The organism is Pseudidiomarina terrestris, from assembly GCF_030466375.1.
Lineage (GTDB): Bacteria > Pseudomonadota > Gammaproteobacteria > Enterobacterales > Alteromonadaceae > Pseudidiomarina > Pseudidiomarina terrestris.
The window spans coordinates 1,193,789-1,208,665 of record NZ_JAGGJE010000001.1; the positions used below are offsets into that span (position 1 = coordinate 1,193,789).

Annotated in this window: 14 protein-coding genes; 6 read left to right on the forward strand and 8 right to left on the reverse strand. The window is 50.6% G+C overall.

The features are described 5' to 3' along the window. The first annotated feature begins 111 nt into the window (after window positions 1–111). From J6J28_RS05780 to J6J28_RS05790, 3 genes are read left to right on the forward strand one after another with little or no spacing between them, the layout of a single operon-like run. Window positions 112–1,812, forward strand: coding sequence for a carbon starvation CstA family protein (locus J6J28_RS05780; protein WP_301720375.1), 1,701 nt, complete (start codon window positions 112–114; stop codon window positions 1,810–1,812). Then, window positions 1,809–2,081, forward strand: coding sequence for a cory-CC-star protein (locus tag J6J28_RS05785; protein WP_301720376.1), 273 nt, complete (start codon window positions 1,809–1,811; stop codon window positions 2,079–2,081). Before J6J28_RS05780 ends, J6J28_RS05785 begins: the two co-directional genes overlap by 4 nt. Then, window positions 2,081–3,115: an ArsA family ATPase gene (locus tag J6J28_RS05790; RefSeq protein ID WP_301720377.1), complete on the forward strand. Its 1,035-nt coding sequence runs from the start codon at window positions 2,081–2,083 to the stop codon at window positions 3,113–3,115. The genes J6J28_RS05785 and J6J28_RS05790 overlap by 1 nt, the downstream gene beginning before the upstream one ends. Here J6J28_RS05790 and J6J28_RS05795 read toward each other — a convergent pair. Genes J6J28_RS05795 through J6J28_RS05805 form a run of 3 tightly spaced genes read right to left on the reverse strand, consistent with a single transcriptional unit; the run spans window position 3,107 to window position 5,519 of the window. Continuing rightward, window positions 3,107–3,697 (reverse strand): YqaA family protein, encoded by a 591-nt coding sequence (locus J6J28_RS05795; protein WP_301720378.1) that lies wholly within the window; start codon window positions 3,695–3,697, stop codon window positions 3,107–3,109. The genes J6J28_RS05790 and J6J28_RS05795 overlap by 9 nt on opposite strands. Next, window positions 3,697–5,067, reverse strand: a complete 1,371-nt coding sequence (locus tag J6J28_RS05800) for a M28 family metallopeptidase (protein ID WP_301720379.1) — start codon at window positions 5,065–5,067, stop codon at window positions 3,697–3,699. The genes J6J28_RS05795 and J6J28_RS05800 overlap by 1 nt, the downstream gene beginning before the upstream one ends. 11 nt (window positions 5,068–5,078) lie before the next feature. After that, entirely contained in the window at window positions 5,079–5,519 is a 441-nt protein-coding gene (locus J6J28_RS05805; RefSeq protein WP_301720380.1) for a hypothetical protein, read from the reverse strand. Between the two features lie 145 nt (window positions 5,520–5,664). Between J6J28_RS05805 and J6J28_RS05810 the strand changes: the two genes are divergently transcribed. From J6J28_RS05810 to J6J28_RS05820, 3 genes are read left to right on the forward strand one after another with little or no spacing between them, the layout of a single operon-like run. Beyond that, a complete protein-coding gene (locus J6J28_RS05810; RefSeq protein ID WP_301720381.1) occupies window positions 5,665–6,807 on the forward strand; it encodes an efflux RND transporter periplasmic adaptor subunit in 1,143 nt (380 codons plus the stop codon). Between the two features lie 3 nt (window positions 6,808–6,810). Then, window positions 6,811–9,918: an efflux RND transporter permease subunit gene (locus J6J28_RS05815; protein WP_301720383.1), complete on the forward strand. Its 3,108-nt coding sequence runs from the start codon at window positions 6,811–6,813 to the stop codon at window positions 9,916–9,918. Window positions 9,919–9,975: 57 nt separating this feature from the next. Continuing rightward, complete coding sequence (locus J6J28_RS05820) at window positions 9,976–10,494, forward strand: DUF2937 family protein (RefSeq protein WP_301720384.1); 519 nt, start codon at window positions 9,976–9,978, stop codon at window positions 10,492–10,494. Here the strand turns inward: J6J28_RS05820 and J6J28_RS05825 are convergent. From J6J28_RS05825 to J6J28_RS05845, 5 genes are all read right to left on the reverse strand, one after another. Beyond that, window positions 10,478–10,810, reverse strand: coding sequence for a LapA family protein (locus J6J28_RS05825; RefSeq protein ID WP_301720385.1), 333 nt, complete (start codon window positions 10,808–10,810; stop codon window positions 10,478–10,480). The genes J6J28_RS05820 and J6J28_RS05825 overlap by 17 nt on opposite strands. A 61-nt stretch (window positions 10,811–10,871) precedes the next feature. Next, the gene (locus J6J28_RS05830) at window positions 10,872–11,438 is read right to left on the reverse strand and encodes a YgjV family protein (RefSeq protein WP_301720386.1); all 567 of its coding nucleotides are present in this window, start codon (window positions 11,436–11,438) and stop codon (window positions 10,872–10,874) included. 74 nt (window positions 11,439–11,512) lie between these two features. Then, window positions 11,513–13,177 (reverse strand): M28 family metallopeptidase, encoded by a 1,665-nt coding sequence (locus J6J28_RS05835; RefSeq protein ID WP_301720387.1) that lies wholly within the window; start codon window positions 13,175–13,177, stop codon window positions 11,513–11,515. Next, window positions 13,174–13,689, reverse strand: coding sequence for a DUF192 domain-containing protein (locus J6J28_RS05840; RefSeq protein ID WP_301720389.1), 516 nt, complete (start codon window positions 13,687–13,689; stop codon window positions 13,174–13,176). Before J6J28_RS05840 ends, J6J28_RS05835 begins: the two co-directional genes overlap by 4 nt. 141 nt (window positions 13,690–13,830) lie before the next feature. After that, window positions 13,831–14,796, reverse strand: a complete 966-nt coding sequence (locus J6J28_RS05845; RefSeq protein WP_301720390.1) for a DUF4382 domain-containing protein — start codon at window positions 14,794–14,796, stop codon at window positions 13,831–13,833. Window positions 14,797–14,877 lie beyond the last annotated feature (81 nt).

Sequence of the window (14,877 nt, forward strand, 5' to 3'; positions counted from 1 at the left end):
ATTAAACAGCAACTCGACCTTGGTCGAATGTCCTAACCGCACCCGTCTGCAGTATCATGAAGCGGTTAATTTGTAAGCCTTTGACTTCATAGTAAACGAAAAAGGTACCACATGAACGCTATTTTACTGATGTTGCTTGGTTTGGGTGGCATGTTCCTGGGCTATGTTTTCTACTCGAAATACGTCGCCGAAAAGATCTATAAGCTGGATCCGGATTTTCGTACCCCTGCGCACGAGTTCGAAGATGGTATCGACTTTGTACCAACCAATAAATATGTACTTTGGGGACATCACTTCACTTCAGTAGCCGGCGCTGCACCTATCATAGGCCCCGCAATCGCTGTGATTTGGGGCTGGGTGCCGGCATTCTTATGGGTCATCTTCGGTACCATTTTCTTTGCTGGTGTGCATGATGCTGGTGCTATCTGGGCTTCCAGCCGTAACCGCGCGCGCTCGATCGGCGCCTTAACCGGCGATGTGGTTGGCAAACGTTCGCAATCCTTGTTTATGATTGTCATCTTTTTAGTGTTACTGATGGTCAATGCGGTCTTCGCCACAGCAATTTCAGGTTTACTTATTAATTTCCCAAGTTCAGTGGTACCGGTTTGGGGCGCTATTTTCGTCGCCCTTATTATCGGCCAGATCATTTTCCGCAAATGGATGAACTTAGGAACTATATCCATTCTTGGCGTGCTCGCTTTATACGCTATTATCTTCGCCGGCCCTGAAGTTCCCCTGACGTTGCCGGAAACAGTAATGGGTCTGTCGGATAATGCCAGCTGGATCCTAATTTTGTTTTTCTACGCTGCGATTGCCTCATTATTACCGGTCTGGATGCTGTTACAGCCGCGCGATTATATTAACGGTTTACAACTGTTTATCGGCTTGTTCCTCATCTACGGTGCGGTCCTTATCAGTGGCCCTGAACTGGTTGCTCCGGCGTTTAATACCAATACCCCAGAGGGCACGCCGTCGCTGGTTCCATTACTCTTTGTCACCATTGCCTGCGGGGCAATATCAGGCTTTCATGGGTTGGTGGCGTCGGGCACCACGTCGAAACAGCTCGACAAAGAAACTGATGCACGCTTTGTCGGTTACTTTGGGGCTATTGGTGAAGGCTCGTTATCGCTAGCAACCATCATTGCTGTAACCGCCGGTTTTGCCACGCTCGCCGACTGGCAGGCGGTTTATCATAGTTTTGGCCAGGGTGGTGTTTCGGCATTTGTATCCGGTGGCGCGCAAATTTTGCAGCAAGGGTTAAGTCTGGATGTGGAGATATCTGAAACCTTGCTGACGGTGATGGCGGTATTATTTGCGGGCACCACGATGGACACCGGGATACGTCTGCAGCGTTATATCTTTCAGGAATGGGGTGGTATTTATAACATTAGCTGGATGCAGAAAGCCGCACCCGCAACCCTGCTCGCGGTGGGGTCATGCTTAATTCTCGCGTTCGGCGCTGGCGGTGCTGATGGCACAGGTGGACTGGCAATATGGCCTCTCTTTGGTACCACGAACCAATTATTGGCAGGTCTAACATTATTGGTGATCACAACCATGTTGGTACGGCTGAAACGGCCCATGTATGTGACTTTGCTCCCCCTGTTGTTTTTGTTGGTCATGACCATCTATGCGCTGCTCATTCAACTGAAAGGTTTCTATGACCAAGCCGACTGGTTCCTGTTTAGTCTTGATCTGCTGGTACTTATAGCAGCGATCTGGATTGCCCTCGAATCAGCCAGCGCACTGACCCGTATACGGCGCGAGAATGCTGCTGAGGATGCCGCAGAGGACAAGGAGCAAGGCTCATGAAAATCACTGCTATACGGCGCTGGCTTTCCCGCGCAGGCGAACTTGCCAACGAGTACTACAATGCCCCCTACCGCGCCGCGGTAGCGCGGGCTAAACGCGAACAGGATGATCTCTTTATGCTCTACGTTTATGCGGAAATGATGGGTATTCCCAATCCTGCCAGTTACTACACTCTTGAGCTACAGCCCTTACTGCTGGAACAATTTCATGAATGGCATTTACGCATGGGCATGGAACATTCGCCATTCGATGAGTTCAGGTGTTGTTAATGGCCGCTCCAGATTTCCTTGCGCAACTCCCCCCCATTGTTTTTATCGGCGGCAAAGGTGGCGTCGGGAAAACTTCGGTCGCCTCTGCGTTGGCGCTGAAACTTGCCCGAAGCGGCAAACGTGTGCTCATTGTCTCAACTGATCCGGCGCATAGTTTAAGTGACGCTTTCGACATCGCCATCGGTGGTCAGACAACAACAATCGAGTCACGGCTTGATGCGCTTGAAATTGATCCGGATCAACAGGTAAAAGACCATATTGAAAGTGTGCTTGCCAGCATGAAAGACTTGGTCAAGCCAACCTTGTACCCGCAGATTGAAAAGCAGATGAAACTTACCGCACAGTCGCCGGGAACTCAGGAGGCCGCATTACTCGAGTCCATCGCCAAGCTCATCGATCAACGTACCCTGAAGGGCTATGACCATATACTCTTTGATACCGCCCCAACAGGACATACCCTGCGCTTATTGATTCTACCGGAAGCCATGTCGGCATGGACGCAGGGATTACTGCAACACAGTGAAAAAGCGCAGCAGTTACAAGGTGTGGTCGATCATTTAGCTTCAGCCCGGCAAACCGCCCCGCAGCATCCCCTGGGGGAGCCCAAACAGCACGGAGTTGCCAACTTAAGTGACCGCAATGCAAAAATTGCTGAGCGTTTACGAGAGCGACAACAGCTATTCCAACGGGTACGGAGCGCTATCAAAAATGCCGATGAAACGGCTATTATTTTGGTTCTAACACCAGAAAAACTACCCATTTTAGAAACCGAACGCGCAGTACAACAACTGCATGAGCATAAGTTGCCGTTGGCAGCGCTGATCGTTAACCGCAATTTACCAGACCCTGTGGAAGGCGAATTCCTGTTGCAACGTAAGCATCAGGAAGGCATCTATCAACAGCAGATTGAGCAGCGTTTTTCGCAGGAATTGAAAACGTATCTGCCGCTTTTCCCGACGGACCTTGATGGTGTGACGGGCTTGGAGAAGTTGCTGCAAGCGTTAAAAGATTGCACCTTCCAGGCTTCAGTTTAAAACCACCACCAGATAGATAGCGATACCTGCTACAAGAACACCCCAGCCAAGCCGTTGCTGATGCTGCTCCCACCAGTTGAGAATACGCTCGCCAAGCCAATTCACCAATAGCGCCAGGCCATAATAGCGAATGCCACGGGCGATAACGGCGGCGAGTAAAAATAATAAATAAGGGTAATTCGAACTGCCAGCTGCCAGCATTCCCACCTGAAAGGGTATCGGTGTTATACCGACCAGCAGCAAAGTTGCAAAACCATGCTCGCTAAAGTCCTGCTGAAACTCCGAAAACTCAGCGCTAACGCCAAACCACTGAATCAACCATTGCCCGGCGGTATCGAAAAAGAAGACGCCAATGGTGTAACCAATCGTGGCGCCTACCAGACATCCGGCCAAAGCTACGGTCGCGATGGTAAACCAACGGTCACGTTCATGAATCAGTAGCGGAATTAGCACCAACTCCAGCGGTACAGGCAAAATGATCGACTCCAACAAGGAAAGTAGAAAAATCATCCAAAGAATGCGGTTGGAGTCGAGGATACGTGCCAACCACTTGTTGGCACGTTGATCGTCAGGTGTGCGCATTACTCGCCAAAGGCGCCAGCGGGGCCTGGATACACTACCGGGCTCTCGAAGCCGTCTTTACTGACACTGGCGACACCAAAAAAGTAATTATCAATGACGATATTTTCCAGGGTATAGCTATTCACCAGCCCTACATCACGACTGAATTCCCAGTTGGGTGCATCTGTGTGGCGCCAGTAGATGCGATAACCGCCGATCAGTTCCTGTTCCTCAGCTTCCGCCGGCTCCCAGCTTAGTGTGGTCGACGGCTGAACGGCTCCAGCGATGCTGACCCCGGCCGGCGGACTCGGTGCCCAGGCCATACTGGCAAGTGAGACCGCGTTTAGTGAGGTCAGCTTGGCGGCATAATCAAAATCCACACCATCGAGGGTATCACCATAGGCTATCCCATCTTCAACACGCAGGTCCTGGTGTTGACGGTTGTAGTTTTCATTGGTCTCCATGATGCGAACGCCCGGGTAGCCTAAATCGTTAAAGGGCCGGTGATGGCCACCACGACCGAAGCGGTCCAGTCGATAAATGACCATGGTATCCAGGTTCGGGATGTAACGATCCGCCATCCAGTCGATGTAGCGCGCGACGTTACGACTTGGCGAGTCGACCTCGCCACCGGTGAAACGCCGACGGCGGGCATCCGCTTCGGTTTCGTCCATTCGCGTACCTTCAGCGAAAATGCGCGCGGTCGAATTATTAATAACGCCGTTCACGCCCTCAATGTTGCCAATCATGTCGTTATTTAACACTGCTTTAATGCGCCAGCCGTCAGCCTGCGCCTGCTCCGCCATAATTTTACCGCCAAAGAGCCCCTGCTCTTCGCCGGCAAGTGCGGCATAGACGATACTTCCGGCAAACTCATACTGACTTAGCACACGTGCTGCTTCCAGGGTACCGGCGACGCCCGAGGCATTATCGTTGGCACCGGGTGCGTCTGAAGTCGCATCCATGACGTCTGAAACGCGCGAATCAATATCGCCGGACATAATCACGTAGCGATCAGGATCAACACTACCGCGCTGCACGGCGATCACACTGACAACTTCGGTAGGATTTGGGATACGGGACTCGCCACTGATCACCCGTGACTGAAAGTACACCTCTAAACATCCGCCACAGGCGGCTGAAATCTTATCAAATTCAGCTTTGATCCAACGTCGCGCAGCACCAATACCACGCGTATCAGATTCAGTTTCCGACAAAGTGTGACGGGTTCCGAAGCTAACCAGTTTGGTAATGTCGTGCTCGATGCGATCAGCAGACACAGCTGCAGCGATGTCGTGCAGTTTCTCTTGCTCCTGATAACTCACGGTCTCCGCTTGTGCACTGGTAGCCAGGGCCAGACCTAAAGCCGCTGATAATGTAAAAATTTTCATAAGTGAACCTCTTAGTCACAATCTTCTGGTGTAAAACGTAACGTAAACAATGTCAGTTCGTTCTGATCTAAATAGCGAAACTCAATAAAATCAGCGTTCTCCCGATAAAACGCCAGCGCCTCACCCTGGCAGTACTCACGCAACATATTGGGACGCACCTGACGTTCGATATCTTCTTCATCGTGAACGAAGCGATCAATCCGAATCAGGGTGTAATAGAAACGCATACCATAATTAACCACTTCGGCGCGATCGAAACGCGTCTGTTGATCGAGCAAACGCGGTAGATCGCGGTTAAGCTTGCCGGAGAGCTCTAACAAGTCCTGATAGAGTGCATTACGCTGCCTGGAACTGTCCGTTTGTGTATTCGTGTGCCAGAGCCAGCTGGCGAGACTACCTAGCATCAACACCACGACGCCGGCGATGAAACTCTTTTTAAATGTTGCTGACATAAACTATTACCTATTAACGCGCGTATCCCTATCAAATTATTAAATCCACACTTACAAACATTCATGTATGTATGTATAATTACGACCATCTATACAAGTTCAATCGGCTTAACGCAAAAATTTCAAAAAACGAGGTAGTTAATACATGCGTCAACGTACCCTATCACCACTGGCCATCGCCATCATCAGTAGTGCGATGTTTATTGCCGGCTGTAGCGATGCGGAGCAATCAGCACCGCAACAAGCGCAACAACAGCAAACCGTTGGAGTGGTCACCCTCGCGTCACAATCGCTCGAGTTGAGCACGAAATTGCCTGGCCGGGCGACAGCCTATCGTAGCGCAGAAGTCCGCCCGCAAGTAAGTGGAATTTTGCAAGAACAACTTTTCACCGAAGGCACGGATGTTGAGGCTGGACAATCTCTCTACCGTATCGACCCGGCCATCTATAAAGCCGACCTGGCCTCAGCAGAAGCGGCTGTAGCGCAGGCCGAAGCGACTCTGAGTGCGGCCACCGCAAGGTTCAACAGGTTTCAGGACTTACTAGCCGACAAAGCTATCAGCCAGCAGGAATTCGACGAAGCTGAAGCTGCCTACCTGGAAGCACAGGCACAGCTCAAAGTTGCTGAGGCACAGCAACAGCGTGCCGCAGTGAATCTTGAATACACCGCCGTTAAGGCTCCGATAAGTGGTCGCATTGGACGCTCTGTTCTCACCGAAGGTGCCTTAGTCAGCGTCGGCCAGAGTCTCCCGCTAACCACGATTCATCAGTTGGATCCGATTTATGTCGATATTCAGCAGAGCAGCGAAGCTTATCTGCAGATGCAGGAAGCCATAACAGCGGGTCGTATTCGGGTTGATGAGAATAATCAGCCACGAGTCAAACTTTATACCAATAACAGCACCGAAGCGATCGCCGAGGGCCAGCTGCTCTTTAATGAGGTAACGGTCGATCCATCAACAAGTTCGATTGCTCTACGGGCAAAGTTCGATAATCCACAACGCCGAATTTTACCAGGTATGTTCGTTACCGCCGAGATCGCCACCGGTACCCTTACCAACGTCCTGCTTGCTCCGCAGACCGGCGTATCACGCGATCCTCGCGGACGTGCTGTTGCCATGCTGGTGAATGCGGAAGGTGAAGTTGAACAACGTTACATCGAGGTAAGAGAGACTTCTGGTAGTCACTGGATTGTTCGATCAGGCCTTGAGGCCGGCGACAAAATCATTGTCGAAGGTCTGCAAAAGGTACAACCCGGTGCAACAGTACAAACGGAAGAAGTGAAATAAAATATGGCTAAATTTTTCATCGATCGTCCGATTTTCGCCTGGGTGATTGCCATCATTATTATGCTGGCTGGTAGTTTGGCAATAACACAGTTACCGGTCGAGCAATACCCGCAGATTGCCCCACCATCGGTGCAAATCAATGCCACCTACCCTGGTGCAACGGCGGAGACGCTGGAAGAAAGCGTTACTCAAATTATTGAGCAGAACCTTAACGGTATTGATAATTTGCAGTACTTTTCGTCGACCAGTGACTCCGCGGGAAATACCAGCATTACACTGACCTTTGCTGCCGGGACCGATCCGGACATCGCCCAGGTGCAGGTGCAAAATAAAATACAATTAGTGGTGCCATTATTGCCCCAGGCCGTGCAAGACCAGGGCATTGTGGTCGCGAAATCCAATGATTCCTTTCTGATGGTTCTCGCGCTGGTTTCTGATAACCCGGAATTTAATCAAATCGATCTGGGCGACTACATTGCCAGCAATATTCAGGATCCGATAGCGCGTACGCCAGGCGTTGGTAATGTGCAATTGTTCGGTTCTCCTTATGCCATGCGCATTTGGTTGGATCCACAAAAACTAACCCGCTTTAACCTGACCACGGAAGACGTGGTGTTAGCTTTACGCGAACAGAACAACCAAGTGGCCGCGGGTCGGCTTGGCGGCACACCAGCCGTTGACGGGCAGCGCCTGACCGCCTCTATCATCGCGCAAACTCGCCTGGAAAGCGTCGAGCAATTTGAGAAAATTTTGCTGCGGGTGAATAACGACGGTTCCGCGGTGACCATCGCTGACGTTGCGCACGTTGAGTTAGGGGGACAGAACTACGGCACTATTGCGCGCTACAACCGTCAGGCCGCCTCAGGAATCGCTATTAATCTGGCGACGGGCGCAAATGCCCTGGATACTGCCGCAGCAGTGAAAGAAACTGTCGCTGACCTTGAGCAATTCTTCCCCCCTGGTGTGGAACTGGTTGTCCCCTATGACACCACTCCTTTCGTTGAGATCTCCATAACTGAAGTCGTTAAGATCCTCTTTGAAGCTGTGGTGTTGGTATTCCTGCTGATGTTTATTTTCCTGCAGAACTTACGTGCGACCTTGATTCCTGCACTAGCGATTCCGGTGGTGCTACTCGGCACGTTCGGCATCATGTCAGCGTTCGGTTTTACCATAAATACCTTAACCATGTTCGGTATCGTGCTGGCGATCGGTTTGCTGGTGGATGACGCCATTGTGGTGGTCGAAAACGTCGAGCGGCTGATGAGCGAAGAGAAACTCTCGCCCCGCAAAGCCACGATAAAATCGATGAAACAAATTACCGGAGCACTGATTGCTATCGGTCTGGTCATGGCAGCAGTGTTTGTTCCTATGGCATTCTTCGGTGGCTCAACGGGAGCAGTGTACCGGCAGTTTTCAATTACCATCATCTCGGCGATGGCACTCTCGGTACTGGTTGCTATCATTTTCAGTCCAGCACTGTGTGCAACGCTCCTTAAACCGGTCGACCATGAGAAACAGAATAAAGGGATCCTCGGGGCGTTTAACCGCGGCCTGAACCGATTGATCGAGCGTTATACAAACTCGGTGCAAAGCATCATTAAGCGCAGTGTCCGTTTTGTTTTCATCTACCTGGCGCTGGTCATCGTGCTTGGCATTATGTTTTTGCGCATGCCAAGCTCCTTTATTCCCGACGAAGACCGTGGGGTGTTTTTAACTCAGATGCAATTACCGTCTGGGGCGACTCAGGAACAGTCGTTCGAAACTATGCAAAAAATCGAGAATTATTACCTCGATCAAGCAGAAGGTATCCGCTCGGTGTTTTCCGTCGTTGGCTTTAGTTTTAGTGGCCAGGGACAGAACTCGGGACTGGCGTTTGTGCGTATGACTCCCTGGTCCGAACGCACTTCACCCGAATTACAGATAGATGCCATCATTGGCAGAGCTATGGGCCATTTCAGTCAAATCCGGGAGGCCATGATCTTTGCATTCAATCTGCCTTCCATTCCTGCTCTGGGTAACGCAACAGGCTTTAATCTGTACCTGCAGGATCGCGGCGGTCTGGGCCATGAAGCCTTATTACAGGCACGCAATCAACTGCTCGGAATGGCTGGACAACAGGAAGAGTTAACCGGTGTCCGCCCGAACGGTCTTGAAGATACCTCACAGTTCCGCATTGAAGTTGATTTCCAAAAGGCCAAAGCGCTGGGGCTGTCGATCAGCTCGATCAATGCCACACTAAGTTCGGCGTTTGGCTCAACTTACGTAAACGATTTCATTGATCGTGGCCGGGTGAAACAGGTTTATATTCAGGGTAAAGCTGAAAGTCGCATGGACCCTGAAGACCTGGAGCAGTGGTATGTGCGCAACGATCAAGGTGAAATGGTGCCTTTTTCAGCCTTTGCCTCATCCAGCTGGAGCTTTGGACCACAACGACTGGAACGTTACAACGGTGTACCGGCGATGAATATTCAGGGGCAAGCTGCAGAGGGATACGCTTCCGGTGCGGCCATGATGGCGATGGAACGCCTGATCAGTCAGCTGCCTGAGGGCATCGGCTTTGAATGGACCGGTATTTCACTCGAAGAAAGAAAGTCAGGTGATCAGGCTCCGCTCCTTTATGCCTTATCACTGTTGATCGTGTTCCTCTGTTTGGCAGCACTCTACGAGAGTTGGTCGATTCCATTCGCGGTGATGTTGGTGGTACCTCTGGGAATCCTGGGTGCAGTTATTGCTGCGACCATGCGTGGTCTGGAAAATGACGTCTATTTCCAGGTTGGCCTGTTAACCACCGTTGGTGTATCGTCCCGGAACGCCATCCTTATCGTTGAATTTGCCAAAGATTTGCAGGCCCAGGGAAAAGAGTTGCTAGCTGCAACACTGGAAGCCGTGCGGTTGCGGTTGCGCCCTATCCTGATGACCTCATTGGCCTTTACCTTCGGGGTGTTGCCTCTGGCGTTATCAACCGGCGCTGGTGCAGTCAGCCGACAAGCCATAGGTACAGGGGTGATCGGCGGGATGCTTGGCGGCACGATTCTTGCCATCTTCTTCGTACCACTACTGTTCTATATTGTGCGGCGCACCTTCCCACCTAAGGTACGTGAAGAAGACTAGTTGCTGTCTTCATTGTCATGCTATGGTTATCCTATGTTTCCGGGGTAACCATAGCTTATGATTTATCGATACTTCATTCTGGCTCTTGCCGCCTGTGCCCTACTACTTGGCATTCAGGCTCCTAATCTGCTTACCCAATACCAACAGCGGCTAGCGGCGCAATACGCTGAAGCTATGGTGTACTATCGACAATATCAGATCATCGCAGATCGCTATTACGATGGTGAAATTAGTGGACTTATTGCCGCTCACGAGCAGAACCCGGCACCGGCCTTTCAGGAAGAAGCGAAAGTGATTGCTGAGCTGGTTGAACGGGTAAAGACCTTTGAACGCCAACAGCGTTACTTCACGCAGGACTATCCAGCACAGTTATGGTCGCTGGCGTGGCAACACGATGAAGAGCTGATGACAGGCACCTTGCAGCAGTACAGTTTTAACGTGCCACTGAATCAGCAAGCGATAGCGACAGGTGCTTTAATTGCGTTAGCGGTGGTGGTCGTAATGGATAGCTTAGCGGCACTCGTTAGAGGACTGTGGCGCCGGCGGCGCCACAGCTACACTAGTCGTCGTCCTTAACTTTGTATTCACCGTCGATGACCGAGCTGTCATTGCGGTCTGCGGCCTGTTGACGGTGTTGTTCATGGCGCTGGCGCGCTTCGCGCTGAGCTTGCTGAGCGGCTTTATTAAACTGCCACATTTGCTTGATCTGACGCCGTTTACGCCACAGCAGCGGCAGCAGCAAAATCCAGCCGACCAATAAAAATATTAAACCTAGACCCAGGGCAACGACCAACATAATACCAAGCAATAACCAGCTCAATAGGACCATCAAGGGATTAGCACCTGGCTGAGGCTTCATCTTCTGTTGCCACTGGCGGATATAAATCATCATAACAATTGACTGCTCACGTTTTAGTTGATCTCTCTATTACTATTGTAGCCATAACCTCAGATTACAAGGTTCGTGCACGTTTATCCTGTAACAATTTAAGAATAATGCTGGTCAGATTGACGATATTGAAAACCGTACCCGAAATACTACCGACAATGATTGCATAAACTAATCCTAAAAATTCAGCTAAAAGAAACCAGCGCCGGATGCGCTCCGGGTCATTTAACTTAATCGAGCCGACGGTAAAAATGATAGACGACGTGTAGGCAATCCAAATGGACCAGTGACTCGGCTGATCCGAGAAGACGACGCTGATACCGCTAAAGGAAAACTGTAACGACGCAATTGGAAATAACCATTCAATCATCAGGAATAGTATATTTAGCGCCACAAAACCCCATAGCACCCAAGGTCCCTGCCAACGCAGCGCAATAAAATTGCGCAGTACCGCGATGCCTGTGACGATACCGCCTGCCACAGCATCGAGCATAAAGAAATGGATCGACAATGCCGCCAATGCTAACGCTGATACTATGCGATAACGATCCGCTGTGGGCTGGCGGTAAGCAATGAAGTTGGTCACTAAGGCGATAAAGCCAAAGACTTCAGCAATCGAAATAAAGCTCAAGTTTTCTTCCTTTTGAAACAAAAACGGCGACCACCGCAAACAGTAGCCGCCGCCTCATTTATGCCATGCGATTGTTACTGACGTTGGTCCGCAGTAGCATCACGGGTGGCGCGGAACTCATTACCAGCATACCAATTCGGCCAGCTATCGGAATTGGCCAACTCATTACCAATCCAGTAGTACAGCCATAAATCTTGCTGTACTCCGCGTAAATCCCACTCAGGATCGTACTCGTCGGCTGGTTTATGGTATGCCACCTGCACGTACTCAGCGCGCTTCTCTTTGCCGTATTCCACACCAAACTCGACGTGGTCATTGCCGCCTTTTGCATACAGCATAGGTACGCCACGTTTGGCCAGGTTGAAGTGATCTGAGCGGTAGAAAGAACCTGCTTCCGGGGTTGGCTCAGGTGCGACATAACGGCCCTGTTGCTCGACGTATTTACCTAGGTATTCTTCCAGCTCGGAGTTACCGTGGCCAACGACCACCATATCCTGCATCGGACCATACACGTTAAGTACGTCCATGTTGATACCGGCAACGGCTTGACTCAGCGGCAACATTGGGTTGTTTGCATACCAGTTTGAGCCTAGCAGACCACGCTCTTCTGCCGTGACCAGCACAAATACCACAGAACGTTCTGGCTGGGGCTGGCTGGCATAGAATTCAGCCAAAGCGAGGACGCCTGCAGTACCACTGGCGTTATCCTGAGCACCATTGTAAATCTGATCGTCGGAGCTGATTGGATTCATGCCCAGATGATCCCAGTGCGCCATGTAAATGACGTGCTCTTCAGGAGCTTTGCTACCTTCAATATAGCCAATAAGGTTAGGTGAGTTCAGGTATTCAAAGTCTGACTGCACCGTGATCGACATGGCAGTGTTCAGTGCCACCGGCTGAAAATCAGGCTGCTGCGCCTGCTCACGCATTTCGGTATAAGATGAACCGACCCGCGCAAATAGCTTATCCGCAGCTTCTTGCGTGATCCAACCTTCGATTTCCGTGCGATCCATATTTTTGTTTTCACGCGCTAAGTCGAACCGCACCGGTGAACCGCCGGCGATAACACCCCAGCCATAGCCCGCAGGGCCGGTCTCATGAATCACGATGATGCCGGCAGCACCTTGCCGCGAAGCTTCTTCAAACTTGTACGTCCAACGGCCGTAGTAAGTCATGGCCTTGCCGTTGAAAACTTCCGGATCACCGGTGTCATAACCCGGGTCATTAACTAAAACAACGACGGTTTTGCCGGCGACATCTAACCCTTCGTAGTCGTTCCAGCCAAACTCAGGAGCAACGATACCGTAACCCGCAAAGACCATTTCACTACCGTCCAGACTGACTTCTTCCTGCACGCGTGGCGACCAGGCCATCATATCCTGCTTATAGGAAAATGCTGACAGATCACTGTCGCTAAAGGTCATTTCTGAAACGCTGTAAGGTGTCATTTTGACCAGCGGCACTTCCTGGCGATAACTGCCCGTTTCCTCGTTGAATGGTTTTAACCCCCAACTACGAAATTTATCTGAGACAAATTCTACGGTCAGCTCTTCACCTTTACTGGCTGGCGCGCGCCCTTCAAATTCATCGGAGCTCAAGGTCGCAAGATAGTCGCGATAGTTCTCGTTAAAACTGTAAGGGTCGACTTCCATTTGCGGACTGGTCGATGGTTCGGGTTCACTCGCTGGCGAGCAAGCAACAATTAATAAGCTTGCTGCGAGTACCGAGATTTTCTTCATCGGTTGTTCTCCTGTGTTTCGCATTGTTGTAATTGGGAGCCCTGCTGAATTCCGTATTTTTTAAAGTAGCCAGCAGGCATTTCGAGCGCACCCCAGTAATTGACACCAGGCCGATAGGCCGGGCAATTGCGTGAATTTACGCTGGTACAAGGGCGCATAGTAAAGGTTTTGACGACAGTTAAGGATTCATCCAGATAAGCGATATCAAGTGGAATTTTGGTGTTAAACATCCAAAAGCCAGCATAGCCGGGGCGTTCTTCATCGTAAACAAACCACATACCATGATTTTCAGCTAGGCTCTCACGATGCATCAGCCCACGCTCGCGTTTGGCGGCGGTATCGGCTACCTCAACCACCATTGGTGGTTGCGCTACGCGCTGGCATAGTTGCACCACTTCATACTCACATTTGGCATCGGCTTCTGTTGAACAGCTTTCCTGACTGACAACAGGCGGTGCAGCTGTCACATAAAATGCGATAACACCAAAAAGAATAGCGGATCTTAATGACACGGTTGGTCACCCTTACTGGCTAAACAGAAGGTCAAGTATGGCCTGATTCAGAGGGAAAAAAAAGCCAAAAAAGCCCCTTTCGGGGCTTTAAATTGGAGAACAAAGTGATAAACATGCACTAACTTCGAAAGTCAGCGGTGCTTATCCAGAGATATCCACAGCCGTCACTGCTTCATCTCCATTGACGGTCACATTTACAGTTCCATTAAATGTGAGGTCATCGTCTGCCTCAGGATCGTCATCCGTCTGGCAGCTCCACGCAGCAGTGTAATCACCCACTGCTACGTAACCGACAGAAAAGGTGTAGGCAGAGACGTTATCAAAGTACACCGCTGCAACGGCATACGGCTGATGTGTCTCTGCCCCACCTACATCCGCCAGGGTGGTGACATCTAAATCACTTCCTTCATAGAAGTACACCACAGCTACTGGCTCTGTAGTGTCGCTTGGTGCGACAGTACAAGAATTTTCAATTAACAAGGCTTCCGCCACTGTGCCTTCAACATGACCCACTTCAAGATTATTGACTAAACGAACACCGCGTGGCTTCAGGAAGTAGCCCGCCTGACCGACTGGGTTTACCAGCGCCTGGCGTAAGTCGAACTCGACGGTATAGGCGACGTTACCACCGGCATCTAACGTAAAGCTGTCAAACTTGAGTTCATTTGAAGGAACACTTAACGGGATTTGCTCATCGCCAACCTGAACGTATGAGCCTGTTGCCATGACTAAGCGCAACTGACCATAAGAACCGGCAGGAACTTCGCTACCCGAAATCAATGCTGCCGAGTCAGACCCAGTGTAACTGAGTAAGTCCACACCATGCGTATTGGGCACAGTGTCGCCATTAGCGTCTTTACAGACATCGTTGGCTGCCACTGTATTGGCCGATTCACCCACGGTAAAGGTTAACGACTCATCGCCGTTGCCGACGAGCTCAACTGCACTGAAACAGGCCACTACAGCATCGGCACTATCCACAGGAGCGTCACTGACAGCAAGAGAAAACCTTGTCATCTGGTCTTCGTCGTCAGAACCGCCACAGGCAGCCAGAACTAGCACAGATGAAGTAACAATAATATTACGTATTAAACTATTTTGCAACATAAAGGTAGCCCTCTTGTTATATGCTTCTCGTTATACACAACTTTAATACACAGGACAAGATCAGTCCCCCTCTTTACTATC